The organism is Sorangium sp. So ce117 (assembly GCF_051524395.1).
In the GTDB taxonomy this organism is placed as follows: Bacteria; Myxococcota_A; Polyangia; order Polyangiales; family Polyangiaceae; genus Sorangium; species Sorangium cellulosum_B.
Genome location: NZ_CP150309.1, coordinates 2,811,589 through 2,836,918, shown reverse-complemented (window position 1 = coordinate 2,836,918; position 25,330 = coordinate 2,811,589). Strand labels below are relative to the sequence as shown.

Sequence of the window (25,330 nt, the reverse complement as noted above, 5' to 3'; positions counted from 1 at the left end):
CGCTTCCTGGAGGCTAGAACGATGGATGCCAGTGAAGCCGGAACGATACTCATCGTGGACGACAACCCGAGGAACCTCGGTCTCTTGTCCGATACCCTGACGGGCTCAGGCTTCGAGGTCGCGGTGGCGGTGGACGGCGCGCGCGCCCTCCGGCTCGCGCGGGAGGGGATGCCGGATCTCATCCTGCTCGACGTGAAGATGGATGGGATGGATGGGTTCGAGACGTGCCGCCGGCTGAAGGGAGACCCGGCCACGGCCGCGATCCCCGTCATCTTCATGACGGCGAGCACGGACCTGTCTGCGGACCGGGTGAAGGGCCTGAACCTGGGCGCCGTCGATTACCTCGCCAAGCCGTTCCTGGACGAGGAGCTGCTCGCGCGCGTCCGGGTGCACACAAAGCTCAGGAGGCTGACGATGCGCCTCGCCGCGCAGGTGGAGGAGCGGATCGCGGCGGAGGCGGCCTTGCAGCGGCTCACGCAAGAGCTGGAGAGGCGCGTGGGAGAGCGCACGGTGGCGCTGGAGCGCGCGCTCGAGGGGCTCACGCAGGCGCAGGCGCAGATGGCGACGGTCATCCGCGCGGCGCAGGCGGTCTCGGGCGAGATCGTCCTCGACGACGTGCTCGACCGGCTGATGCGGCTCACGCTGGAGCACGCCGGCGCGCGGAAGTGCGTCCTCGTCCTCTCGCGCGAGTCCGGGCTGGTGATCGAGGCGTCGATCACGAGCGATCCGGACACGGTGGTGCTCGGGCTCTCGACGCCGGTCGGCCCGGGCGCCGATCTCGCGGCGTCGCTCGTGGAGGAGGTCGCGAGCACCCGTCAATCGGTCTTCGTCTGGGACACGGGCCGCGACGCTCGCCCGGAGGACGCGCGGTACCTCGCCGGGAAGGGGCCGAGGTCGATCCTCTGCCTGGCCATGATGTGCCAGGGCGAGCTGATCGGCGTCCTCTACATCGAGGGCGACGCGGCGCCGGAGCCGCTGCTCGCGACGCAGCTGGAGACGCTCGGGCTCCTGGCCTCCCAGGCGGCGGTGGCCGTGAAGAACGCCCTGCTCTACGGGCACCTGGCGGACATGACGTCCGAGCTCCGCCGCTCGAACGAGCGCCTGGAGACCGAGGTGGCGCGCCAGACGGAGGAGCTCCGCCAGACGAACGAGCGTTTGCAGCGGGAGCTCGTGGAGCGCGCCCGGGCCGAGGAGGAGCGCGCCCGGGCCGAGGAGGAGCGCGCCGCGCTGCAGGCGGAGGTCATCGACGCGCAGAGCGCCCGGCTCGCCGAGCTCTCGACGCCGCTCATCCCGATCACCGATCACATCATGGTGATGCCGCTCATCGGGACGATCGACTCCGCGCGAGCGCAGCAGGCGCTCGAGGCGGCGCTGAACGGCGTCCAGACGAACCGGGCGAAGGTCGTCATCATCGACGTCACCGGCGTGACGGTGCTCGACTCGGCGGTCGCGAGTACGCTGATGAGCACGGCGACGGCGCTGCGGCTGCTCGGGTCGAAGACGGTGATCACCGGCATCCGCGCCGAGCTGGCGCAGACGCTCATCGATCTGGGCGTCGATCTCGGCGCCGTGGTGACCAAGGGGACGCTGCAGAGCGGCATCGGCTACGCGCTCCGGCAGGCCGGCGACGGCGTGGCGGGCCTGCACGTCAACGGCAATAGCGCCCGCAACGGCGGCGCGACCGGGCGCAGGAACGGCCATTATTAGGGACCGGCAGATCGCTGCCCTTCGCTCGCCGCGCCGGGGAGCGCCGCCCGGTACCCCAGGTAGCGCCCGAACGCGCGCATCGCCTGGTTCCAGTGCTTGGGCTCCTTCACCAGCATCTCCTTCACGCCGACGTCGGCCAGCGCGTCGCCCACCTCGATCCACCGCGGCTCGCGCGTCAGCGCGTAGGCGGCGCCGAACACGGGCACGATCAGCAGGTTGAGGTCGGCGGTCCCGCTGTCGTCGTACGCGTCGGTCTCGCAGCCCCACAGGTACCGGAACGCGCGCCCGTCCGAGGTGATGGCGCGCTCGGCGAGCCAGCCTGCCGCGCGCGCGACCACCTCGCGGACGCGCGGGTCGCCGGTGAGCGCGTGGTAGTCCATGAGCGCGTCGACGAGCAGCGCGGTCATGAACGGCGAGCCGCCGCGCGGGCCGCGCTCGCACTCCGACGGGTCGGCGCGGGTCAGGTCGTGCTCGAACGCGCCCGACGCGCCCTGCCGCTGCCAGGCGACCGTGCGGTCCGCCAGCCCGCGCAGCGTCGACAGGAGCTCGGGCCGCGGGTCGAGCGCGTAGTAGCTCGACAGGGTCATCATCACCCAGGCCATGTTGCGCTCGGTCACGCGCAGCACGTCTTCCCTTCCGCCCGTGAGCGCGGCCTGGTTCTGCCGGAGGGCCTCGCCCATGGCGAGGACCGCCTCCCTGGCCGCCGGATCACCGGTGAGCAGGTAGTCGTCGACCATCCCCTGGCCGAGCATGCGCCGGAGGACTGGCCAGGAGAGGGGCGCCGCCGGGCTCCAGTCGTCGCGCTCGCAGATGTGGACAGCGAGGCGGCGATCGGGCGAGAACCTGAGCTCGTGCTGCCGGTACCAGACGGCCTCGGCGCGCGCGCGCCGGTAGCGCGCGGCGTCGCCGTTGCGGAGGAAGCGCTGGTAGAGCGCGTGCGGACCGTCGTAGTACGTGCGGTACGGGGCCGAGCAGGTGACGCCGTACGCGTCGTAGGCGGGCGTCATGCGGGCGAGCGCGCCCTCGATGCGGGCCTCGAAGCCGGGGAAGCGGCGATCGTCCATGGCCGGCAGCTGCGGCCCGGACACCAGGCTCGCCGCGTACCACGACGGCGGCAGCACCGCCGCGATCGGCCCGTCCGGGTTCGGCAGGAGCGCCTCGTCGAGCACGGCCGCCGGAGGGACCTGGAAGGGCTGCGGGACCTGGGCGAGCCCGGGGGCCGGGGCGGCCGGGAGGGCTGGACGGTCGGCGCGCTGCGAAGGTGACGATGGCGAAGGGGCGCCGAAATCCAGCGTGTAGATCGCTCGTTCTCCGGGCGCGAGCGCGGCGCGGAAGACGAGGAGCGCGCTGCGGATCGAGCGGCCCCTGGGCCAGACGGCGAGCGGCTTCGCGCGGAGCGGGACCGCCGCGCCGCGCGCGTCGCGCAGGCGGATGAACCGGACGTCGCGCAGCGCGCCCGGCGCGAACGGCACGGCCGCCGACACGACGGCTTCCGGCGCCGGCAGCGCCGCTCCCGGCGGGCGCTTCGCGGGCGCGGGCGCGCTCGCCGCGGCGTCGGCGACGAGCAGCAGCGGGACCGATTCCGCGGGCGGCGGCGCCGGGAGCGCAGGCGCGCCGTGCGCCTCCAGGACGGCCCGCACGCGCGGCTCCACCCGGCGGGCGGCGGGCGCCCGGCCGCAGCTCGCCAGGAGGAGCGGCGCTGCGAGGAGCAGCGCCGCGAGTGGGCGGCCGGCGGCGGGCCTCGCCTTGGCGCGCTGCGCATCCATGCCGCATCCGATGCTCCGCGCCCGCCGCGCATCGCGGCAGCGCCATCGAGCGCGCGGACGCGACGAGGCGGGCAGCTCGGCGCGGCGCGCTCGCCCGATCGCGCTCGCCGGTGCCGCGGGAACGAGGGCAAACAGCGTGTCGAGCCCGCTCGGCAGGCCGTGGGCTCGAACGCCTCGGCCCCTCGCCGGCATCGAAGGGGAACCTGCTGCGATGCTGTGGGCTGTCCTGAGCGTGTTCGTCGGAGCGCTGCTGGCGCCGGCCCTCTACCGCGGGCTCGGGCGCCCGGCCGGCTGGCTCTTCGCGGCGCTCCCGCTCGCGGTGCTCGTGTTCGCGGCGCAGCTCGTCCCGAGGCCCTTCGCCGAGGGGGCGGCCCATCACGCGTCGCTGCCGTGGATCCCGTCGCTCGGCGTGGAGCTCGCGGTGAGGCTGGATGGGCTCTCGCTCGTGTTCCTCGGGCTCATCTGCGGCATCGGCGCGCTGATCTTCGTGTACGCGAGCGAATACCTGCGCTCGCACCCGCGGCTCGGGCGGTTTTACGCCTACCTGCTCCTGTTCACGGGATCCATGGCGGGCCTCGTGCTCGCGGACGACGTCATTCTCCTCTTCGTGTGCTGGGAGCTCACGAGCGTGAGCTCGTATCTGCTCATCGGGTGGGACCACGAGCGGCCGGCGGCGCGCAAAGCCGCCTTGACGGCGCTCCTCGTGACGGGCGGCGGCGGGCTCGCCATGCTCGCGGGCCTCGTCCTCCTCGTCGTGGTCACGGGAGAGACGCAGATCTCGCGGTTCTCGGGGGACGTCGTCCGCGAAGGCCCCCTCTACCTGCCGATCCTGCTCCTCGTCCTCGCGGGGGCTTTCACGAAGTCAGCGCAGGTGCCCTTTCATTTCTGGCTCCCTCGGGCGATGGAGGCGCCCACGCCGGTCAGCGCCTACCTGCATTCGGCCACGATGGTGAAGGCCGGCGTCTATCTGCTCGCGCGCCTGCATCCAACGCTGGGCGCGACGCGACAATGGCACCTCGTCGTGACGGGCTTCGGCGCCGCCACGATGGTGGCGGGCGCGGCGCTCGCGGTCACGCAGAAGGACCTCAAGCGGATCCTCGCCTATTCGACCGTGAGCGTGCTCGGCCTGCTCACGATGCTCCTCGGCATCGGGACCCGGGCGGCCGTCTCCGCGGCGGTGGTCTATCTGGTCGCGCATTCGCTGTACAAGGGCGCGCTCTTCATGACCGCGGGGACCCTGGACCACGAGACCGGGACCCGCGACGTCACCCGCTTGCGGGGCCTCGCGCGGCTCATGCCGATCACCGCGACGGCGGCCGTGCTGGCGGCGCTCTCGAGCGCGGGGGCGCCGCCCCTCCTCGGTTTCCTGTCGAAAGAGCTCTTCTACGAGGCCGTCCTCGGGCCGCCCTCGATGACGGCGGTCCTCGCCGGGGCCGCGGTCCTGTCGAGCGCCCTCCTGGTCGTGGTGAGCCTGGTCGTCGGCCATCGCCCCTTCTTCGGGGGTCCTCTGGCGGCGCCCGCGCTCCCCCACGAAGCGCCGCCGTCCTTGTGGCTCGGGCCTGCCACGCTCGCGGCGGCGAGCCTCGTCTTCGGGGTGGCGCCGGCGCTCCTCGGTGACCTCCCGAGCGCGGCGGCGACAGCCATCCTCGGCCGGCCCGCGCCGCTCGAACTGCACCTGTGGCACGGCCTGACCCCCGTGCTCGGGCTCAGCGTCGCGACCCTCCTCGCCGGCCTCGGGCTCTTCCGTGCTCTCTCCGGCCGCGAAGGGCGCCTCCTCGACGCCGCCGCGCGCGTCGGGGCCTGGGGCCCCGCGCGCGTGTACGACGCTGCCTTCGCGGGGCTCCTCCGGTTCGCGGAGTGGCTGACCGCGCGGCTCCAGACGGGGCATTTGCGCCGTTACCTGCTCATCACGGCCCTGACGACGGTCGTGCTCGTCGGGACGCCTCTGCTCCGGAGCCTCCCTTTCACGATCCCGTCGCTCACGGTGGAGCTCCCGGAGCTCGTGCTCGCGGGCGTGATCCTCGCGTCCGCGGCCATGGCGACGCGCACGCAATCGCGCCTCGCCGTCGTCGCCGCGCTCGGCGCGATCGGCCTCTGCGTCATGCTCGTCTACGTGATCTTCAGCGCGCTCGATCTCGCGCTGACGCAGATCATGGTCGAGGTGCTGACGGTCGTCATCTTCGTCCTCGTCCTGCACCACCTTCCGCGCTTCGTGCCCCGATCCCCCGCGCGCGTGTGGATCCCGGACGCGATCGTCTCCGTGATCTTCGGGGCCACGGTGACCCTGTTGATCCTCATGTCGTCGACGCTCTCCCCGGAGCCGATCCTGCGCGAGTTCTTCGTGGCGAAGGGATACCCGGAGGCCCACGGCCGGGACATCGTCAACGTGATCCTCGTGGATTTCCGGGCGATGGACACGCTCGGGGAGTCCACGGTCCTCTGCGTGGCCGGGATCGGGGTCTATGCCCTGCTCGCGACCCGCACGCGGAAGGGGGCCTGAGCCATGCCCTCCGTCGTCCTGCGCGCCGCCACGCCGGTCCTGATGGTGCTCCTCATCATCGTCTCGATCTATGCGCTCCTCCGCGGTCACAACGAGCCCGGGGGCGGGTTCCTCGGCGGGCTCATCATCGCAGCGGCGTTCTCGCTCCACATCCTCGCTCACGACGTCCCCTCGACGCGGCGGCTGCTCCGCGTCGCGCCCCAGACGCTCATGGGGCTCGGGCTCGCGACGAGCCTGCTCTCGGGCGTCATCGGGCTCGTGGCCGGCGGCTCCTTCCTGCAAGGCGTATGGGCGACCGTCCCCGTGCCGGGGCTCGGCGACGTCGCGGTCGGGACGCCGGTGCTGTTCGACGTCGGCGTGTATGCCGCCGTGATGGGCATGGTGCTCATGATCCTCCTTATGGCCGCGGAGATGAGCTCATGACGGTCCTCCTCGCGATCGTCGTCGGCGGGCTCTATGCGTCGGGGCTGTTCCTCATGCTCCGGCGCAGCATCGTGAAGCTCGCCTTCGGCCTCGTGCTGCTCGGGCACGGGACGAATCTCCTCATTCTCACGGCGGCCGGCGTCGTCCGCGGCCGTCCCCCGCTGATCCCCAAGGGCGAGGGGGCCTTCCACGCGCCGCCGGCCGATCCCGTGGCCCAGGCGCTGATCCTGACGGCCATCGTCATCAGCTTCGCGGTCGTCGCGTTCGCCGTCGTCCTCCTTCATCGCGTTCATCGGACGATGGGCAGCGACGACATCGACTCTCTCGAATCGACCCGCCCATGAAGGTGCTGCTCGTCCTGCCCGTCCTCGTCCCCCTGGCCACGGCGGCCCTCTCGCTCCTCTCCTTCCGGCGCGTGGGGAGGCAGCGCGCGCTCGGGCTCGCCGGGAGCGTCCTTCAGCTCACCGTCGGTATCGCCTTGCTCCGCGCCGTGCACCGGGGAGGCATTCAATCGACCCAGCTCGGGGGCTGGCCCGCGCCGTACGGCATCACCTTCGTGGCCGACCTCTTCTCCGCGCTGATGGTCCTGCTCTCGGGCGTCATCGCGGTCGTCACGTCGATCTACTCCCTGTCGGACATCGACCGCGGACGGCGGGCGCACGGGTTCTACCCGCTCATGCACGTGCTCCTCATGGGGACGAACGGGGTCTTCGTCACAGGCGACCTCTTCAATCTGTACGTCTGGTTCGAGGTGACGCTGATCGCCTCCTTCGTCCTCCTGGTGCTCGGCAACGAGCGGCCGCAGATGCAGGGCGCGATCAAGTACGTCGCGATGAACCTGATCTCGAGCGCCCTCTTCCTCACCGGCCTCGGCATCCTCTACGGATCCGTGCACGCCCTCAACATGGCCGATCTCTCGGTCAAGCTGCCGAGCCTCGCGCCGCCGATCCGGTTCACCCTCGCGATGATCTTCCTCGTCGCGTTCGGCATCAAGGCCGCTGTCTTCCCCCTCTTCTTCTGGCTGCCGGACTCGTATCACACGCCCCCCGTCACGGTCACCGCGCTGTTCGCGGGGCTCTTGACGAAGGTGGGTGTCTACGCCCTCGTGCGCAGCTTCACCCTCCTCTTCGTGGGCGACAGGGAGGCCACCCACGCGCTCCTCCTCGGGATCGCGGCCTTCACCATGGCCGTCGGCGTGCTCGGCGCGGTGTCCCACCGGGAGGTCCGGCGTATCCTCGCGTTTCACAGCGTGAGCCAGGTCGGCTACATGGTCATGGGCCTCGGCCTGTTCACGCTGTCGTCCCTCTCGGGGGCGATCTTTTTCGTCCTGCACCACGCCATCATCAAGTCGAACCTCTTTCTCATCAGCGGGATCATGCGATCCGGCGGGAAAGACGCTTCCCTCGACCTCCAGGGCGGGCTCCTCGCGCGGAGCCCCGGGCTCTCCGCCTGCTTCCTCGTCACGGCCCTCTCCCTCGCCGGCATACCGCCCCTGTCGGGTTTCTGGGCCAAGCTCATCCTGGTGCGGTCGGGGCTCGAGCTCGGCTCGCGGGGGGCCGCGGCCGTCGTCGCCACGAGCCTCGCCGTCGGCCTCGTCACCCTGATTTCGATGACGAAGATATGGAATGAGGCCTTCTGGAAGCCCGCGCCCGCCGAGGCCGACCTCGCCCCGCGCGAGAGCGGGGCGCGGCGCCGCGCGCTCCTGTACGTGCCGGTCGTCCTCTTGACCGCGCTGGGCGTCACGCTCGGAATGGCGCCCGAGCCGCTCCTCGCCGTCGTCCGGCGGGCCGCCGCGCAGCTCGCCGATCCGACCGACTACGTGCGCGCCGTGCTGGGGGAGGGTCGCCCATGAGAGCCCTCGTCCTCAATCTGTTCCTGGCGATCGTCTGGGTGGGCCTGACCGGCCGCGCCACCGCAGGGGGCCTCGTCTTCGGCTTCCTCCTCGGGTACCTCTTGCTCCTCTGGCTCCGGCGCCTGCTCGGCCCCACGACCTATTTCGAGAAGCTGCCAGGGGTGCTGTCGTTCATGCTCTTCTTTGCGAAAGAGATGGTGCGGGCGAACCTCAGGGTCGCCCGCGACGTCATTTCGATCAGGCGAAAGAGCCGCCCCGGCATCGTCGCGGTGCCCCTGGATCTGACGACCGATCTCGAGATCACCGTGCTGACGATCCTGCTCGCCCTGACGCCAGGCACCTTTGGCCTCGACGTCTCGGGCGACCGCACGGTCCTCTTCGTCCATGCGATGTTCGTGGACAGCGCCGACGCGCTGCGCGCGACCATCAAGAGCGACCTCGAGCGCCGCGTGAAGGAGCTCTTCCGATGACCCCGCTCTTGCTCGTCGCGATCGCCGTCGTCACGGCGGCGTTCGTCGTCGCGTTCATCCGCCTCCTGCTCGGGCCGAGCCTCCCCGACCGCGTTGTCGCCATGGACCTCATGGCGACGGTCGGAAGCGGGGGCATCGCCCTCTACGCAATGGTGACCGATCACGGCGTCCTCCTCGATGCGGTCATGGTGCTGTCGCTCATCTTCTTCCTCGGCACCATCGCGTTCGCGTACTACCTCGAGCGGCAGGGGGAGACGTCGTGATCCTCGAACTCGTCGAGGGCGCGCTCCTCATCGTCGGATGCATCTTCATGCTGCTCGCGGCCGTGGGCATCCTGCGCATGCCGGACCTGTTCACGCGCCTCCAGGTGACATCGAAGGCCTCGGTGTTCGGGATGACATGCATCATCTCGGCCTCCGCCCTTCATTTCTACGACCCGGCCGTCACGACCCGGGCCATCGTCATCATCGCGTTCGTTGCGCTGACGATGCCCGTGGCGACGCACTTGCTCGCTCGCGCCGGCTACACGACGAGCACGCCCCTCTCGCCGGAGACCGTGGTGAACGAGCTCGCGGCGCATTACGATCCGGCGACCCACACCCTCGCCGGCACGGAGCCGAGGACCCGCACGTTCGAGCTCGCGCCCGGGGCCGCCGTCATCGGCAAGCGTATCGCCGAGCTCGGCCTGCCTGCCGGCGTGCTCATTCGCGCCGTTCACCGCGAGGGCGGGACCGTCGTGCCCCGAGGCCAGACGATCCTCGAGGCCGGCGACAGGCTCGAAGTGCTCGTGGAGCCGGCGGAGCTCGGCCGCGTGCGCGAGATCTTCGAGGCCTAGTACTACAGCCGCACGTCGGCGAGCGCCGAACGAGCTGGGCTCCACCAGTGTGCGGACAAGCCAAGCGTCACGATCGTCCGCCCGTCCATCGAAATCCGCGGAGATTTCGCGTCGTGCGGCTGTAGTACTAGCTCGATCCCTGATGAACCGGCTCCGTATCCTCACGCATCGTCTCGCTGCCAGGACAGCCTCCTCCACGCGAGCGCTCAGGGCTGGATAGCCCCCACCGCGCGCGCCGGAGCGCCGAAGCAGGGCAGCGGGGCCACATCTTTCTACGATCGACGGAATTCCGTCGCCGGATAGGCGACCCCTGCATGATTTTTGTGACGGAACTGCTTGGACGCTCGCCGTGTTCGGACATACTCGTGCCCTCGATGGCTTGATCGCGTCCGGGGGGCAACTGCCTGCCTGTTCGGGTCACCCCGAGAAAAGGAGACTTATGTCACGGTGGTTGAAGCTCTCGTTGCTCGCCCTTGGGGCCAGCACTCTCTTGGCCGCGTGCGGGGATGACGGGGAATCGCCCGCTGGCACCAGCAGCACGTCGTCCACGGCCGGCTCGGGCGGGGGCGACGCCTCGACGAGCACATCCGCGTCGGGGAGCGGCGGCGGTGACGGCGGAAACGGCGGCGGTGACGGCGGAAACGGCGGCGGTGACGGCGGAAACGGCGGCGGTGACGGCGGAAACGGCGGCGGCGCGTCCCTGCGGGCCGAGGCGGAGATCCAGGGGCTGAACTCGAGCGGCCTGACCGGGACCGCGGCTTTCGCGCAGACCGGAGAGGAGGTGACGCTCACCATCACGCTGTCAGGCTGCCCTGAAGGCGAGCACTCCGCTCACATCCACGAGAACAAGAGCTGCGGCAGCAACGGTAATGATGCGGGGGCCCACTGGGTGCCCAACGGCGAAGGACTCGGCAGCTTCACGTGCGATGCGAGCGGCAAGGGCACGCACACGGTCAAGCGCGGGACCGACGTCTGGACCGTTGGCGACGACGCGGACACCGACGTGACGAAGTACGCGATCGTCGTGCACGCCGCGGCAGACCCCGACGCGGGCGGCCGCATCGGCTGCGGCCTCATCGAGCAGGAGTAACCCTCCGCGGAGCTCGTCCGTCCGGGCCTCCGGGGGGCGTATCGGCCCCCCGGCTACCATCCCGCGGCGGGTGGCCAGCTAGCGAGACTCGGAAACTTTCTTCGAAGGCATCACCGTGACCTCCTGACGCTGGAGGGTGACGGTGCGCTCGATGACGTCCGACGCGGAGAGCTGAAGGAAGAGAAGCCGAGAAATCCGCGGCCCAGCCGGTGGTAACGCCCGTCGCGGTAGCCGACCTCGAAGCGCCGCGGCCGGTCCGCGCCGTTGTTGAGCGCGTACGCGCGTTGAACACACCGCCGAGCGGCAGGATCACATCCTGGGCCCCGTCCCCGTTGAGATCGCCGGTGCGCGGCCCGTGTGGATCGGCGAGCGTGATCGCGTCACCGATTCGACGGCATCGGGCAGGCCGTCGCCGTTGACGTCGAGAAAGACGACGCGGCCCACGCCCCACACGACAGGGAGCTCGGTGTCGATGAGCTCCCAGCGTCCCTCGCCTCGGCGCATGATCGCCTCGTAACTATTTCCGATGAGGGCCGTCCCGTCATTAAACAACTTCAGGGAAGGCACGATGAGGTCGATCTTGCCGTCGGCGTCGACGTCGAGCGCGTCGAGCTCCACATTGCACGGATAGCCGGTGAGCAGCTCGATCGATTCGCCCGTGCGGTCGAACCCCGCGGGCGTCGCGCCGCGCGCGGGCCTCCAGAAGTGGACGGTCCACACGGCGGAGAGCGGGAGCTGCACCAGCTCCTCGGCGTGGTCCTGACACTGGATCAGATCCGGCACTGAGTCGCCGTCGAGATCGGCAAGGTGCACCGAAGCGCCGGGGCTGCTCAGGCTCGGCGGCGCAGGCGTGACCCCGAGCGGGAACGGCCGGCGGATGCCCGTGTCGTGAAGCGCGAAGGTCCGGTCCGGCCGGGACAGGAGCACATGCCACGTGGTCTCGGCCTCGTAGACGTCGTGGAGCAGGACGTCCATCCGCCCGTCGTCATCGTAGTCCAGGACCGTCCCGAGCTCGGGCTGAGGAAGGGCCGGGGCGGACGGTCGATCCGGATCGGCGACGAACAGCCAATCCTCAAGGAAGGCGAGCTCCGCCGGCGCGAGGTAGGTCGGTGAGGCGCGCGGCCCGAGGTTGCGCGCCACCTGCTACGCGGTGATCGGATTCGACGGCGTGCTGAGCCCCGCGACGATGTCCGGAATCACGAGGTCGTCGAGCCCGTCGGCGTCGGTGTCGAACACCATCGGGCTCGCCTTCTCGGAGACCGGCTTGTCGATGTCCGTCGTGAGCCGCTCGAATCATCGCTTTCCGCGGCTGTACTGAAACCGTGTCGGAGGCTTGCAGCCCCGGTCGCTCGCACACTCCTCGACCTGGGCGAGGAGCGTCCGGCTCGTCGTCGGGCTCAGCTCGTAGCGGAAACCGCAGCTCCGAACCAGCGCGTCGCCGTCACGACCCGGGCCATCGTCATCATCGCGTTCGTGGCGCTGACGATGCCCGTGGCGACGCACTTGCTCGCTCGCGCCGGCTACACGACGAGCACGCCCCTCTCGCCGGAGACCGTGGTGAACGAGCTCGCGGCGCATTACGATCCGGCGACCCACACCCTCGCCGGCACGGAGCCGAGGACCCGCACGTTCGAGCTCGCGCCCGGGGCCGCCGTCGTCGGCAAGCGTATCGCCGAGCTCGGCCTGCCTGCCGGCGTGCTCATTCGCGCCGTTCACCGCGAGGGCGGGACGGTCGTGCCCCGAGGCCAGACGATCCTCGAGGCCGGCGACAGGCTCGAAGTGCTCGTGGAGCCGGCGGAGCTCGGCCGCGTGCGCGAGATCTTCGAGGCGTAGCACCACAGCCGCACCTTGACACCCCCGGCGCTCGGCGGGCAGGCGTGTTTGCCAGGCTCGCCATCCTCTCTTATCCTATGCGGTTCGTCCGCTTGCGCCGCTTCCACGCGGCGAGCCGGGACGAAGGGGGGTTGTAATGAACAGAAAGATGCTGGTCGCTGGGTCGCTCCTCGCGCTCACGGGGTGTGCTGGGAACGTGGACGCTCCCGGCGCAGGCGGAGCCGACGACCCAGAGGAGCTCGAGACGGCGCCCGGGCCGCTCCGGGCGGGTGACGTCATCGCGTATGCGGCCGAGACGTCCCACCCGTACGCCGGCGGCTGGAAGCAGGCGATCACCTCGCCGGGCGCCACGTTCGTGCGCGTGCACTTCAACGACTTCTCTCTCGCGAAGGGCGATTATGTCACCGTCTCGAGCCCCGACGGCGCGCAGTCGTTCCGGTACGAGGATCGCGGCCCGAACGGGGACGGCGACGTCTGGGCGTTCGCCATCGACGGCGAGACGGCGATCGTCGAGCTGCACAGCAGCACCGGCGGTGGCCACGGATTCTCGATCCCGGACATCGGCCACGGGACGCTCGCGCTCGCCCCGGTTCCTGTGACATCGGGCGAGGCGACGCCGCACAGCGTCTCCCTCGAGAGGAGGCCCGGCGGAGGCACGCCGGATGTCGTGTGTGCCACGGAGGGTCGCGAAGCCATCATGTGTCACCCGGAGCTCGACCTCCAGCAGAGGCCTGTGGCGAGGCTGCTCTTCGCGCGCGGCACGGGCATGTACCTGTGCACGGGCTGGCTGATCGCCACCAAAGACAAGGAGCGTACCACGCTCATCACCAACAACCATTGCATCAGCACCCAGGACGAGACGAACAGCCTCGAGACCCGCTTTGGTTACCAGAGAACGGCCTGCGAGAGCTCGACGGTGGCGGCCGTGGCGGCAGGCGAGGGGCTCATGGGCGGCTCCCTCCTCAAGACCAACAGCCGGACCCGCAGCCGCTCCAGAGGCGGCCTCGATTACACGCTGATAAGGCTGCCGGGCAACCCGCAGACGACCTGGGGCGTGCTCACCCCGACGACGAAGGCCCCCAGCGTCGGCCGCCCCATCAACTTCATCCAGCACCCGGGCGGGCGCCCGAAAGAGATCGGCTTCTGGAGGGATGACGCGCACACCCTCCGCTGCCAGATCGACGCGCTCGATCAGACCTACTCCGGCACGCTCTCTGGATCGCAGATCGGCTACTCGTGCGACAGCGAAGGGGGCTCGAGCGGGTCGCCGATCATCGATGCTGGCACGGGTCTGGTGGTCGGCCTCCATCACCTCGCCGACGTCGCCTGGTTCTCCTGCAGGAACGGAGGAACAGAGATGTCCGCGATCTGCGCGGACGCGGGCGCGCTCCTCGACTGCAGCCCTTGAGTCGGACACCGTCGTGTCGCGTCCCCGCCGCTCCAGGCCGAGGGCGCCGGTGTCGAGCGCCTTGAGCCCGCCCGCCCCTCGCGCCGCGATCGGGTAACAGCGGCGATCGTGCGCGCCAGGCGCCGTGTTAAGCGTCGCCGCACCATGCAGGCGCCCGACACCGATCCCCCCCCGCCCTCGGGGCCGCTCCAGGACAGCGCCCCCCCGGCCGAATCCCCCACGCTCGCCAGCCGCGGCGCCGCCTCCCGGCGCCCGCCCGGGCGCCGCTGGGCCGTCGGGCTGCTCAGCGCCCTGCACGCCCCCGTCTTCGCCTGGGCCGCGCTCTCCCTCCCCTTCCGGCCGTGGACGCTCTTCGCCGTGGTCACCGCCGCGCTCGCGCTGCTCCACGCCGCGACCGCCGTCCTCTCGCTCCTCCCCCACCCGCTCGCGCCCCGCGCCTTCCGCGCGGCGTCGTTCTGCTCGCTCGGCTACCTCGCCTTCCTGAGCTTCGGGCTGCTCTCCTCCGCCGTCTACGTCGCCTCGCTGAACCGCGGCCTCGGCACCGGCATCGCGGCGGCGCTGCTCGCGGTCTGGGCGGTCGTCGCGCTCCTCACGCTGCCGTTCGCGTGCTGGGGCGTCGCCTCGACCGGCGGCCTCCGCCTGCTCCGCGCGAAGCGCCGGCCCTCGCGCGCGCTCGCCGCGCTCGCCGGGCTGGTCGTCCTGGCCGCCCTCTCCCTGCTCTTCCGTCACCGCGTCGCCAAGGCCGACGTCGTGCCCGTGCCGGGCGGCGCGCCGTCGCGCACCGGGGCGGCGCTGCGCGAGGCGCTCTCTTCCTTCGACGCGCTCCCGCCGCCGCCGGCCAAGGCGCCCTCGCTCATGACCACGGCGCCGGCCGCGTGCGCCGCGCCCCCGGAGCCCGACCGCCCCACCCTCGTCGTCACCCACCTCACCGGCGGCCGCGACCCCGAGCGCGCCGCCGTCGCGACCCGCTGCCTCCAGCCCGCCCCCGGCGAGGACGCCGCGGCGGCGCTGCGCGGCGCGCTCGCCGAGGCCCTGCGCGGCCCGCTCAAGATCGACGTCGTCTCGGCTGCGCAGCCGCTCGCCTCCCCCGGCCCGGGCCTCGACGGGCTATCGCTGCGCCCCGGGCTCGACGGCCTCTGCCTCGCGGAGCGGTGCCTCATGCCGTGGCAGCTCCTCGCGCTCGACGCGTTCAACACGAACGCGCCGCTGGCCGGCGTCCCCGACTTCCGCTTCGGCGTGGATCTCGCGGTCCTGCGCCGCGCCCTCGGCGAGCCCGAGCCGCCCGGCGGCCCCACCGCCGGCGGCGCCGCGCTGCGGGACGGCCTCGTGCGGATCGAGACGCTCAGCTACGCCGTCGACGCCGAGGGCGCGCTCCACCTCCTGTCGCGGATCGGAGAGCCGTCGGTCCCGCTCACCGAGGCGACAGCGCAGCAGGCGGCGGCCGCGGCCCAGCGCTACATCCTCGGGGCGCAGCGGAAGGACGGCATGTTCCGCTACATCGTCGACCCGTTCACCGGGCGCGCCTCGTTCGACGGGTTCTCGATCGCGCGGCAGGCCGGCACGACGCTCGCCCTGTGCGAGCTCGGGGTCGGCGCCGAGAGCGTGCCTGCGTCGCCGGAGCTCGCGAAGGTGGTGCAGCGCTCGCTCGGGCTGCTCGCGAAGCTCGAGCGCCGGGCCGGCGAAGGCGACTCCGTCGGCGCGCTCTTCTACCCCAAGGACAGCCCCGGGACGATCGCGGGCCTCAACCCCACGGCGCTGAGCCTCGTCACGTTCCTCTCGTGCCGCGACGCGCACGGAACGCACGACGCGCTCATCGGGCGGCTCGCCCGCATGGTGCTCGCCACGCAGCGGGACGACGGCGGCTTCGCGCCGCAGCTCGACCTCGCGCGCGTCGCGCCCGTCCTCGGCCCGACGCAGCTCTACGAGGGAGGCCAGTCGGTGCTCGCGCTGACGCTGCTCGAGGCGCTCGCCGCCCGCGAGCCGAGCCCCGAGTACCCGCCCGCGACCGCGGTGCGCGCCGCCGTCGATCGCGCCATGGACTACTACGCGAACCGCTACTGGGACCATTTCGCCAGTGATTTCGTGTACATGGAGGAGAACTGGCACTGCCTCGCGGCGCGCGCGGCGCTCGGGCACCACCGCCGCGACGACTACGAGCGGTTCTGCCTCGACTACGTGGCGTTCAAGTCGCGGCTCGTGCTCGACGAGGACAGCAAGGTGACGCCCGATCTCGTGGGCGGTTACGGGTTCGGCAACGTGCTGCCGCCGCACAACACGGCGACGGCGGGGTTCGGCGAGGCGCTCGCCGCGGCGATGGCGGTCAAGGAGGCGCGCGGCGAGGACCTCGCGCCCGACCAGGCGCTGATGCGGCGGGTGCTCGGGTTCCTCGTGCGGCAGCAGTGGTCGCCCGCGACCTGCTTCGCCTGCAGCCGCGACGTGATCATCGAGGGGGGCTTCAGCGAGAGCATGGCGTCTCCGCGGATCCGCATCGACTACGTGCAGCACGCCTGGGCCGCGCTCGGCCACGGGGGCCGGATGCTCGGGCTCGTGCCAGGGCGGAGCGCGCCGGCGGCGGGGCCTCAGTGAGCGCGGGCGGCGAGGGAGAGGCCGTCGTGAGCGCTGGCGCCGGCGGTGGACCGAGCCCGCAGGGCGGCGCCGTGAGCGCCGGGGCCGGCGGCGGATCGAGCCCGCAGGGCGGCGCCGTGAGCGCTGGCGCCGGCGGTGGATCGAGCCCGCGCGGGGCCGCTCGCTTCGGCGAGCGCCGGGCGTACGCGTACGGCGTGACCGCCGCGTTCCTGCTCCTCATGCTCGCCCCGCTGTTCCGCCGCCCTCCGGTCGACAGCTTTCCGCTGTCCACCTACCCGATGTTCTCGTGGGGCCGCCACGACGCGCGGACCGCCGTGGAGCGCGCCGTCGGCGTGGACTCCCGGGGCGGGCGGCGGCCGATCCCGCCGCGCCTCGTGGGCAGCGAGGAGGTGCTGCAGGCCAAGGCCACGCTGGCGCAGAGCATCCGCCAGGGCGCCCGCGCGGCCCGCGCGCTCTGCCGCGGCATCGCGTCGCGCGTCGCGGCGCAGGACGGCTACGCGGATGTCGTCGCGGTCGAGATCCGGACCGACACCTTCGATGCCGTCGCGTTCTTCGAGGGGCAGGAGGCCCCGATCGACTCGAAGCTCCACGCGACGTGCAAGGTGGGCGCGCGATGAGGCGGCTTTTTGCGCGGTTCGACCGCGCCTTCTTCGCGGAGGCGCCCGCCGAGCGGCTCGCGCTCTTGCGGCTCCTGGTCGGCGGCTTCGCCCTCGTGTACCTCTGCGTCCGCGCTGTGCACTTCCAGCGGGTGAGCCACCTGCCCCTGGAGAGCTTCAGGCCCGTCGGCGTGGTCGCGGTGCTGTCCGCGCCGCTCCCCCTCTGGGCGGTACAGAGCCTCCTTGGCGCGGCCATCGCCGCGGGCGCGGCGTTCGTGGCGGGCTACCGGTTCCGCGTCGCCGGGCCCGTCTTCGGCGCGCTCCTGCTCTGGGTGCTGAGCTACCGGAGCTCCTGGGGCATGGTGTTCCACACCGAGAACCTCCTCGCGCTCCACGTCATCGCGCTCGGCCTCGGGGCCGCGGCGGACGCGCACTCGCTCGACGCGCGCGCGGCGCGCGCGTCGTCGGAGCGTGCCCCCGCGCCGGCGCCGGACGGCCGCTATGGCTGGCCGATCCGGCTCTTCTGCGCGATCACGGTGATGTCGTATTTCATCGCCGGGGTCACGAAGCTCCGGAACAGCGGCCTCGACTGGGCGACGAGCGACATCCTCCGCAACTACATCGCTTACGACAACGTCCGGAAGATCGCGCTCGGCGACACGCACTCCCCGCTCGGCGGCGCGCTCGTCCGCTATCGGTTCCTGTTCCCGCCCCTCGCGCTCGCCAGCCTGGCGATGGAGCTCGGCGCGCCGCTCGCCCTGTTCAGCCGGCGCGTCGCGGTCGTCTTCTGCGGCGCCGCCTGGCTCTTCCACCTCGGCGTGCTGCTCACGATGGCGATCCTGTTCCCGTACCCGCTGCTCGGCGTGGCGTTCGCGGGGTTCTTCGAGCTGGAGAAGCTGCGCGATCTGAGGCGCCCGCGCCGCGCGTGAGCGCAGCCATCGGGGACGGGAGGTCGTGAGGGGCGCTCCCGGGCTCGCGCGCCGCTACGAGGGCTCGACCGGCTCCTCGTCGAACGGCTCGCAGACGAGATAGACCTTCTTCCCGCTCGGATGGATCGCGAGCGTCGCGTAGCGCGGGCAGGCGAAGCACTCCCGCGTGTCCACCGTCGCCGCCCGCCGCGGGCAGCGCACCGTCCGTGGCTCGGTGCCACCCCCCTCGACCTCGATCCACACCAGCTTGTCCGATTCCTCCAGATGACAGGCCATGGCGCCCTCCTCCCGCGGCATCCGCCGATGAAAGGAGGTTTGCAATCATCGAGCCGGAAGATGTCGACCCGCGGCGCCGCCATGGCGAGCCGCCAGGACCGCACCCGGATCGCGCCTGTTGCCGTCGATTCCCATGCTTCTTCACGGCTCCTCACGTCGTCGCTCGGCGGCGGGGCGGGCAGCTGCGCCTCGCCCCGGGCGCCGGGGCGCACGCCCTGCGCCGAGAGGCGCGCGGAGTGCATCTGCGATGCACGAGGGACGGTCCCTGCCGCGCCGGCCGGGCCCACGCCTCGGCGAAGCGCGTGGCGCACCCCTTGCTGCGTCGTACCTGCTGCGGTGGACGCCGCAGCGCTCTTCACAGGGGGTCGCGATGGCAGACTGGCTCGTCGTGCTGCTGGCGGCTGCTGGAGGCGTCGTGGCGTTGATCGTCGGGACGAGAAGCCTGCTCGCCCGGCGGCATTACCACACCTCGGAGACCACCCTGGTCTGTCCACGGACCGGGGCTCCCGTGCGGTGCCGACTCGTCGTCGACGGCCGCTCCGAGGAGTCCGTCGAGGTCGCACACTGCTCGCTTCTCCCCGGCGGGCGGCCCACGTGCGAGCAGGACTGTGTGAAGCTCCTGAACCTGGGCATCCGGCTCGCGCCCCTCGATCCAGCGCGTCCACCACGAACGCACGAGCGCCCTGACGCGGGCGAGCCCGGCGCCGGCGAGGAGCCCGGCCCGCCCTCGCCCTGATGGGACCAAGGGCTCGTGACGCGCAAGGCGTGCGCCGCCCCGCACTCCCTGCATCGCGCAGCGCGCCGGCCGGCCCGCCGCCGCCGGGGAGCCCTGATGGCACATCGCGTGCTGTCATGGCCGGAACCATGGCTTTCCAGATACCGAAGATGGCGACCCGCTCCTCGGCGAATCTGCCGATCGCGATGGTCCTCCTGGCGACTGGCTCCCTGCTGTGGATCCGCGCCGCGCTGCGCACGCCGGGCGCGCTGGACATGACCCCCAGCGTCGACGGCTGCCTCACGGTGGGGATCGTCGGCGTGCTGCTCGCGTTGCTTCACGGCGTCACGTACCCGACAGCGCTCCTGTCGATCGCGGCCCCGATCGCCCTCGTGCAGTTCCTTGCCACCGGGGGTTCGGGCTTCGCTTTCCTGCCCGTGCTGGGGATCGAGCTCACCGCGTTCGGCCTCTTCGGCCTGCCGCTCTCCCGGCTGCCTCGCCGCCGCCCTGCGGTGACGGCGCCGGTGCGCTCGCTGAGCGCGGCGCACCCGTCGCCCTCGTGAGCAGCCAGCCGCTTGCGGGTCGATCGACGCGCCGCGGTGTCGCCGCGGCGCGGCTTACCAGGCGTCGCTCCGGCCCCGCGCGAGCGGGGCCGTCGCGATCGCCGCGGATCAGAACTCGAACTTGTCGAACGAGTTCAGGTCCTTGCACGCATCGACGAGGCGCGCCGCCACGCCCTTCTCGCCGAGGTGGAGCCAGCCGCGCGGGTCGATGTACTTCTTGTTGGGCTTGTCCTCGCCCTCGGGGTTGCCGAGCTGCGACTTCAGGTAGGCGCCCTTGTCGTCCATGTACTTCTTGATGGGCTGCGTGAAGGCCCACTGCGTGTCCGTGTCGATGTTCATCTTGATGACGCCGTAGGACACCGCCTCGCGGATCTCCTCGCGCGACGAGCCGGAGCCGCCGTGGAACACGAAGTCGACAGGCTTCGGGCCCGTCTTGCGCTCCTTCTGGATCGCGTCCTGGGAGTTCTTCAGGATGGGCGGCCGGAGCTGCACGTTGCCCGGCTTGTAGACGCCGTGCGTGTTGCCGAACGACGCGGCGATCGTGAAGTTGCCGATCGGCTTCAGCGCGTCGTACGCGGCGAGCACCTCCGCGGGCTGGGTGTACAGCTTGGAGTTGTCGATGCCGCTGTTGTCGACGCCGTCCTCCTCGCCGCCCGTGACGCCGAGCTCGATCTCGAGCGTCATCTTGAGCGCCGCCATCTGCCGCAGGTACTTCTGGCAGATCTCGAGGTTCTCGTGGAGCGGCTCCTCGGACAGATCGAGCATGTGAGAGGAGAACAGGGGCTCTCCGTTCTTCTCGAAGAACTTCTTGCCATGCTCCAGCAGGCCGTCGATCCACGGCAGGAGCTTCTTCGCGGCGTGATCGGTGTGCAGGATGACCGGCACGCCGTAGGCCTCGGCCAGGTTCCGCACGTAGTGCGCGCCCGCGACGGCGCCCGCGATGGTGGCCTTCTCACCCTTGTTGTCCAGGAACTTGCCGCCGAAGAAGTGGGCGCCGCCGTTCGAGAACTGGATGATGATGGGGCACTTGGCCTCCCGGGCCGCCTGGAGCGCGGCGGTCGTGCTGTGCGAGCCGATCACGTTCACGGCCGGCAGCGCACACTCGACGCTCTTCATGTACTCGAACAGCTCCTGAAGAGCGGAGCCAGTGATCACGCCGGGCTTGAGCTTCATCTTGGACATGGCACCTTGAATCCTTGTTCCTTGCTCGGGTCTCGCCCGAGCATGCAACGCGGCGAAGGAAAGCGGAAGGGTGGATCGGATCCGCAGGGCGGGCGGGTCCGGGTACCATCGCCAAAGCCCAGGGAGCAAGCGGATTCTCCGCTGGCTTCACGGTGGAATGAATCACGCCACGGCGAGCTTGCCCTCGCCGAGCTGCCGCCCGGAGATCCGCATGCAGGCCTCATCCATGTCGCCCGAAGAGCTCCTCGCGTCCCTCGCGGAGGCCGCGCAGGGCCTGCTGTTCCCCAGTGAGTCCGATCACGAGCTGCGCCCGTTCCGGTCGCGCGGGGACGCGTCCTCGCCGCCCGCGCTGCTCGCGGCCGAGGGCCTCGGCGCGGCGACGCCGATCGAGGTCACGACGGCGGGCGACCTCTTCGCGCCCGTGATCGACGTGCCCGGGGACGCCGGCGACGCGGCGCTGGCCGAGGCGGGGCGGTACCGGCGGCTCGTGGACCTGCTGGAGCGCCACCTGACCGACGTCCGGGTCTACCGCGTCGGGCGCGTCGCGATCGATGTCTACGTCGTCGGCCGCCATCCGTCCGGCGCGTGGCTCGGCCTCGTGACGAAGGTCGTCGAGACCTGAGCGCGCCGCTCAGCGACCGCCTGCGGGCCCGTCGTCGACGCGCGCCTCGAGCGTCCGCTGCACGGCCTCGGGGAGGGCGGTCATGAGGTCGTAGCCCGCGCGCCGCTCGATCTCGTCCACCGTCGTCCGGTACTGCCCCCAGCCCCGATCGAGGATGCCCGTCTCGTTCGGCATCACCACCGCGATGACCCGCGTCGCCGGGCCGACGTCGCCGGGCCCCTGCCCCGGCTCGAGGACCACGGCGACCTTGAAGAACGCGTCCGGCACGGCGACGTCCTTGCCGATGGTGGCGGCCGGTCGCTCACGCTCGTCGAAGAGGCCGCCGGCGATGAGGAACAGCACCCGCCGCTCCTTCTGCGCGAGCTCCTGGCACGCCTCCTCGAGCCTCAGCCACGGACCGGCGTTGAGCTCGTGCCGCTGCGGCAGGATGTTCGTGAGGAGGAACGTCGCCTTGTTGTCGTCGGGATTCCGCGTCCGCTCCTCGGAGCGGACCATGTGGCCTCGATCGAAGCCGGAGCCGGTGTAGTCGTCGTGCTGCACGCGGTACCAGCCGTCCGGCAGCGCGCTGTCGGCCAGGAATTTGCCCCGATGGCGGGGCGCGTCCCCGAACGACGCGGCGTCGAGCCGCCAGCCGACCCAGTTCGCCACGTTCCTGGAGCGGTTGTAGGAGAGGGCGTACTGGGGCTTGATCATCAGGTGATCGTCGGACGCGTCGGCCCGCGCGGCGCGCGCTCCCGTGCGGGCCGGGACGCCGAGCTCGAGATGCGGGCTCGGCGCGGGCGGGCGCGAGGAGGGCACGTCCTTCGGCGGAGCGCCCTTCGGCGGAGCGCCCTTCGGCGGCGAGGCGCCGCCGGATCGGCCGGGCGTCGGCGATGGCCTGGAGGGGCGGTCGCCGCCGAGGTCGAGGCCGAGCTCCTCGAGCACGCGATCGAGGCCGCACTTGACCCCCACCGCGCTGAGCCCGGTCACGAGGAGCGCGACGAGCACGCGCGAACCCCAGGACTTCTGCTGTCGCTTCCTGTTCGAGCCCACGTCGATGCTGCCAGTTATCTACGGCAGGGACGGCGCGGTCGTCCAGCGCGACCTCGGCGAGGCGAGCAGCGCTCGGCCTGAAAGGCGCGCCGGAACGTTTTGCTTGAGCGTGCCGCCGCGACTCTCCATGGTTTCCGGAGCGCCGATGGAGGAGCCGGAGCACAGCGATCTGCGACGCCGGAGGACGCGCGGCTCCGCGGCCGTCGCGGTGGCCGCGGCGACCGGCGCCCTCGTGGCCTTCACCGACGGCGAGGCCACGGCGGCTCCCGCGCAGGAGCAGGCCCCTGCGGCGCCCGCGGCGGCCACGCAGGGCGCCCGGGTCACGATGCCGTCGCCGCTCGGCCCCACCGAGCCGCCTTACCCGCCCGGCGGCGTCGGCGACGCGACCGTGGTCGCCCGCATCACGGTGTACGCGGACGGCACCGTGGGCGCGGTCGAGGTGGAGGGCGAGGAGCCGTTCGCGAGCGCGGTCGCGCGCGCGGCGCCGTCGTGGCGGTTCGAGCCCGCCCGGCGCGACGGGCGGCCCATCGGCGCGCGCATCCTGTTCCCCGTGAGGTTCCGCGATCCTCGCGCCGCGGCGCCGGCCGCGCCTCCTGCGGCGCCCGCCGGGCCCGCGCCGCCCCGCGGGAGCGTCGCGACGGTGCCGCCCTCGCCGCCGGCTGCCGCGCAGGCCATCGACGTGGTGGTGGTGGGCGAACGCGCGGCGCCGATGACGACCTCGATGACGCGCGAGGAGGTTCGCCAGGTGCCCGGCGCGTTCGGCGATCCTTTCCGCGCGATCGAGGCGATGCCCGGCGTGACGCCCATCGCGTCCGGCGTGCCGTACTTCTTCGTGCGCGGCGCGCCGCCGGGCAACGTCGGCTACTTCATCGACGGCGTGCGCGTCCCGCTGCTCTATCACGTGGCGCTCGGCCCCAGCGTGATCCACCCGGCGCTCGTCGAGCGGGTCGATCTCTACCCCGGCGGCTTCCCGGCGCGCTTCGGGCGCTACACCGGCGGCGTCATCGCCGGCGAGACCCGGGAGCCGTCGCGCCTGCTCCACGGCGAGGCCAACCTCCGGCTCTTCGACGCGGGCGCCCTTGTCGAGGCGCCCTGGGCCGACGGCCGCGGCACCGCGCTCGTCGGCGGGCGCTACGCGTACCCGGGCGCGCTGCTCGCGCTCTTCTCGCCCGGCATCGAGCTCGGCTACTGGGACTACCAGGCGCGCGTCACCTACGACGCCTCGCCGTACGACCGGGTCGGCCTCTTCGCCTTCGGGTCGCACGATTACCTCGCCCAGATCGAGGACGACGGCGACAAGGACGTGGTGCTCGCCGGCGACTTCCACCGGCTCGACCTCCGCTACGACAGGTTCTTCGCGCGCGGCGGCCGCCTCCGGCACGCGATCACGCTCGGCCACGAGGAGAGCGAGAACCAGGACGGGGAGCGGGCCGGGCGCGCCCGCCTCGTCGGCGCGCGCGTGGAGCTGTCCGCGCCGGTCTCCGAGCGGCTGACGGCGCGCGCCGGCGCCGACGCACAGCTGGAGCGGTTCGACATCGACATCCGCGAGAACGACGGCGACTTCCCGACCCGGAACGACAGGGCGCTCGCGCGCCTCTTCACGAGCCGGGAGGACCTCGCCGCGGGGCTCTGGGCCGACGTCGTCGTCCGCGTCGCGCCCGGGTTCGAGGTGGTCCCGGGCCTGCGCGGCGACCTCTTCGCGTCCGGCGGCGCGACGAGGGCCACGGTGGATCCGCGGCTCGCGACGCGGCTGCAAGCGACCCCGCGCGTCGCCCTGCTGAGCGCCTTCGGCGTGACCCACCAGCCGCCGAGCTTCCTCGGCGCGGTGCCCGGCATGCAGGTGGGCAGCCTGCGCGGCGGCGTGCAGACGGGGCTCCTGGCGAGCGCCGGCGTCGAGCTCCGCCTCCCCGGGGAGATCAAGGCCACGATCACCGGGTTCCGGAGCGGCTTCCTCGACCTGAGCGACGCCCTCGGCAACCGGCCTCCCGGCACCGACGCTGGCCTCGCGCAGCGGGCCGAGCTGCGCGGCGCCGGCAGCACCCATGGGCTGGAGATCCACGCGCACCGCAGCCTGTCGAAGCGCATCGGAGGGTTCGTGTCCTACACCCTCTCCCGCTCGGTCCGCCATGTCGGCCGGGAGAGCTTCGACTCGGCGTTCGACCGCCGCCATGTGCTCAACATGGCGGCCGCGGCCGACGTGGGCCGCGGCTGGAAGCTCGGGGGCAGGGCGGTGTTCTACAGCGGCATTCCCATGACGGTCGATTACGACCTCTGGGACAACGACGGCGTCGACGGGCAGCGCCCGGATGGCAACGACGACCGCCCCGACACGGAGCAGGACATCCGGCGCCGCGAGCAGCTGCGCGAGCGGATCGCCCAGGTGGTCCGCCGGCTGAGCCTGCCAGAGCGACTGCCGGCGTTCTTCCGGCTGGACGTGCGGCTCGAGAAGCGGTGGATCCTCCGCGAAGGACGGACCCTCTCGCTCACGGTCGAGGTGCTCAACGCCACCGCTGGAAAAGAGACGCTGCAATACGAGTGCTCGCTCCTGCGCGGATGCGAGCCGGAGACGCTCGGACCCATCATCCTGCCGAGCATCGGCGCCGAAGCGACCTTCTGAGCGGCATTGACGTCATCGCGCCGCGGGCAGCGCTCGCGCTCACCAGCGGCGCCGCGGCTGCGCGCCCGCGCCGCGCCGAGGATCGCCGGGATCACCCGCGGGAGCGCGATCGCCCGTGCGCCCGCGAGCACAATGCAGCGGAGCCACAAAAATCCCATATCGATTCATCCAACGACATCCGTGCCGCGATGGCGTCTCCTGGCCATGACGTCCGGCAAGAGCGATAAAGCACGGGGGGATTTGTTCGCCAGCACAGAAGTCGTCGTGATGACGCCCTCCCTGGCACATGTGCCGGGATCGGCAGCCGGCGTCACCCCCGTGCAAATCA

23 protein-coding genes are annotated in these 25,330 nt (G+C 71.9%); 18 read left to right on the top strand and 5 right to left on the bottom strand.

The window, feature by feature from the left end:
- Positions 1-21: 21 nt before the first annotated feature.
- Positions 22-1,707, top strand: a complete 1,686-nt coding sequence (locus WMF46_RS10755) for a response regulator (RefSeq protein ID WP_437985524.1) — start codon at positions 22-24, stop codon at positions 1,705-1,707.
- Here WMF46_RS10755 and WMF46_RS10750 read toward each other — a convergent pair.
- Positions 1,704-3,473, bottom strand: coding sequence for a hypothetical protein (locus WMF46_RS10750; RefSeq protein ID WP_437985523.1), 1,770 nt, complete (start codon positions 3,471-3,473; stop codon positions 1,704-1,706). The two genes, WMF46_RS10755 and WMF46_RS10750, sit on opposite strands and share 4 nt — an antisense overlap.
- Positions 3,474-3,684: 211 nt before the next feature.
- On the opposite strand from WMF46_RS10750, the gene WMF46_RS10745 reads away from it, so the two are divergent.
- The 8 genes from WMF46_RS10745 to WMF46_RS10710 all read left to right on the top strand — a co-directional run bounded on the left by WMF46_RS10745 (position 3,685) and on the right by WMF46_RS10710 (position 10,643).
- Positions 3,685-5,973 carry a putative monovalent cation/H+ antiporter subunit A gene (locus WMF46_RS10745; RefSeq protein WP_437985522.1) on the top strand — a complete coding sequence of 763 codons (2,289 nt, stop codon included), beginning with the start codon at positions 3,685-3,687 and terminating at the stop codon, positions 5,971-5,973.
- Positions 5,974-5,976: 3 nt separating this feature from the next.
- Positions 5,977-6,396, top strand: coding sequence for a Na+/H+ antiporter subunit B (locus WMF46_RS10740; RefSeq protein ID WP_437716820.1), 420 nt, complete (start codon positions 5,977-5,979; stop codon positions 6,394-6,396).
- The gene (locus tag WMF46_RS10735; RefSeq protein WP_272101619.1) at positions 6,393-6,740 is read left to right on the top strand and encodes a Na+/H+ antiporter subunit C; all 348 of its coding nucleotides are present in this window, start codon (positions 6,393-6,395) and stop codon (positions 6,738-6,740) included. The genes WMF46_RS10740 and WMF46_RS10735 overlap by 4 nt, the downstream gene beginning before the upstream one ends.
- Entirely contained in the window at positions 6,737-8,248 is a 1,512-nt protein-coding gene (locus tag WMF46_RS10730) for a Na+/H+ antiporter subunit D (protein WP_437985521.1), read from the top strand. The genes WMF46_RS10735 and WMF46_RS10730 overlap by 4 nt, the downstream gene beginning before the upstream one ends.
- Complete coding sequence (locus WMF46_RS10725; protein ID WP_437551647.1) at positions 8,245-8,718, top strand: Na+/H+ antiporter subunit E; 474 nt, start codon at positions 8,245-8,247, stop codon at positions 8,716-8,718. The genes WMF46_RS10730 and WMF46_RS10725 overlap by 4 nt, the downstream gene beginning before the upstream one ends.
- Complete coding sequence (locus WMF46_RS10720) at positions 8,715-8,981, top strand: monovalent cation/H+ antiporter complex subunit F (RefSeq protein WP_437985520.1); 267 nt, start codon at positions 8,715-8,717, stop codon at positions 8,979-8,981. The genes WMF46_RS10725 and WMF46_RS10720 overlap by 4 nt, the downstream gene beginning before the upstream one ends.
- The gene (gene mnhG / locus WMF46_RS10715; protein WP_437985519.1) at positions 8,978-9,553 is read left to right on the top strand and encodes a monovalent cation/H(+) antiporter subunit G; all 576 of its coding nucleotides are present in this window, start codon (positions 8,978-8,980) and stop codon (positions 9,551-9,553) included. Before WMF46_RS10720 ends, mnhG begins: the two co-directional genes overlap by 4 nt.
- A 439-nt stretch (positions 9,554-9,992) precedes the next feature.
- A complete protein-coding gene (locus tag WMF46_RS10710) occupies positions 9,993-10,643 on the top strand; it encodes a superoxide dismutase family protein (protein WP_437985518.1) in 651 nt (216 codons plus the stop codon).
- A gap of 309 nt (positions 10,644-10,952) precedes the next feature.
- On the opposite strand, the gene WMF46_RS10705 is transcribed toward WMF46_RS10710, so the two are convergent.
- Positions 10,953-11,783, bottom strand: coding sequence for an FG-GAP repeat domain-containing protein (locus WMF46_RS10705; protein ID WP_437985517.1), 831 nt, complete (start codon positions 11,781-11,783; stop codon positions 10,953-10,955).
- 351 nt (positions 11,784-12,134) lie between these two features.
- Between WMF46_RS10705 and WMF46_RS10700 the strand changes: the two genes are divergently transcribed.
- The 5 genes from WMF46_RS10700 (at position 12,135) to WMF46_RS10680 (ending at position 17,995) form a co-directional block, all read left to right on the top strand.
- Positions 12,135-12,476, top strand: coding sequence for a TrkA C-terminal domain-containing protein (locus WMF46_RS10700; protein ID WP_437987883.1), 342 nt, complete (start codon positions 12,135-12,137; stop codon positions 12,474-12,476).
- 136 nt (positions 12,477-12,612) lie between these two features.
- Positions 12,613-13,884: a trypsin-like serine peptidase gene (locus WMF46_RS10695; RefSeq protein ID WP_437985516.1), complete on the top strand. Its 1,272-nt coding sequence runs from the start codon at positions 12,613-12,615 to the stop codon at positions 13,882-13,884.
- Positions 13,885-14,028: 144 nt separating this feature from the next.
- A complete protein-coding gene (locus WMF46_RS10690; RefSeq protein WP_437985515.1) occupies positions 14,029-16,470 on the top strand; it encodes a hypothetical protein in 2,442 nt (813 codons plus the stop codon).
- A gap of 26 nt (positions 16,471-16,496) precedes the next feature.
- Positions 16,497-17,087, top strand: coding sequence for a hypothetical protein (locus WMF46_RS10685; protein WP_437985514.1), 591 nt, complete (start codon positions 16,497-16,499; stop codon positions 17,085-17,087).
- Positions 17,084-17,995, top strand: a complete 912-nt coding sequence (locus WMF46_RS10680; protein WP_437985513.1) for an HTTM domain-containing protein — start codon at positions 17,084-17,086, stop codon at positions 17,993-17,995. The genes WMF46_RS10685 and WMF46_RS10680 overlap by 4 nt, the downstream gene beginning before the upstream one ends.
- Positions 17,996-18,049: 54 nt before the next feature.
- On the opposite strand, the gene WMF46_RS10675 is transcribed toward WMF46_RS10680, so the two are convergent.
- Positions 18,050-18,271, bottom strand: coding sequence for a hypothetical protein (locus tag WMF46_RS10675; protein WP_437985512.1), 222 nt, complete (start codon positions 18,269-18,271; stop codon positions 18,050-18,052).
- Positions 18,272-18,641: 370 nt separating this feature from the next.
- Here WMF46_RS10675 and WMF46_RS10670 point away from each other — a divergent pair, with 370 nt between their 5' ends.
- Complete coding sequence (locus WMF46_RS10670) at positions 18,642-19,007, top strand: hypothetical protein (protein ID WP_437985511.1); 366 nt, start codon at positions 18,642-18,644, stop codon at positions 19,005-19,007.
- A gap of 128 nt (positions 19,008-19,135) precedes the next feature.
- Complete coding sequence (locus WMF46_RS10665; RefSeq protein WP_437985510.1) at positions 19,136-19,549, top strand: hypothetical protein; 414 nt, start codon at positions 19,136-19,138, stop codon at positions 19,547-19,549.
- A gap of 108 nt (positions 19,550-19,657) precedes the next feature.
- Here the strand turns inward: WMF46_RS10665 and fbaA are convergent, their stop codons facing one another.
- Positions 19,658-20,731, bottom strand: a complete 1,074-nt coding sequence (gene fbaA, locus WMF46_RS10660) for a class II fructose-bisphosphate aldolase (protein WP_437985509.1) — start codon at positions 20,729-20,731, stop codon at positions 19,658-19,660.
- A 211-nt stretch (positions 20,732-20,942) separates the two neighbouring features.
- On the opposite strand from fbaA, the gene WMF46_RS10655 reads away from it, so the two are divergent.
- Entirely contained in the window at positions 20,943-21,353 is a 411-nt protein-coding gene (locus tag WMF46_RS10655) for a nuclease A inhibitor family protein (protein ID WP_437985508.1), read from the top strand.
- A gap of 9 nt (positions 21,354-21,362) precedes the next feature.
- Here WMF46_RS10655 and WMF46_RS10650 read toward each other — a convergent pair whose 3' ends face one another.
- On the bottom strand, positions 21,363-22,385 hold the full coding sequence (locus WMF46_RS10650; protein ID WP_437985507.1) for a DNA/RNA non-specific endonuclease: 1,023 nt from the start codon (positions 22,383-22,385) through the stop codon (positions 21,363-21,365).
- A gap of 127 nt (positions 22,386-22,512) precedes the next feature.
- On the opposite strand from WMF46_RS10650, the gene WMF46_RS10645 reads away from it, so the two are divergent.
- Positions 22,513-25,002: a TonB-dependent receptor plug domain-containing protein gene (locus WMF46_RS10645; protein ID WP_437985506.1), complete on the top strand. Its 2,490-nt coding sequence runs from the start codon at positions 22,513-22,515 to the stop codon at positions 25,000-25,002.
- The last annotated feature ends 328 nt before the right edge of the window (positions 25,003-25,330 follow it).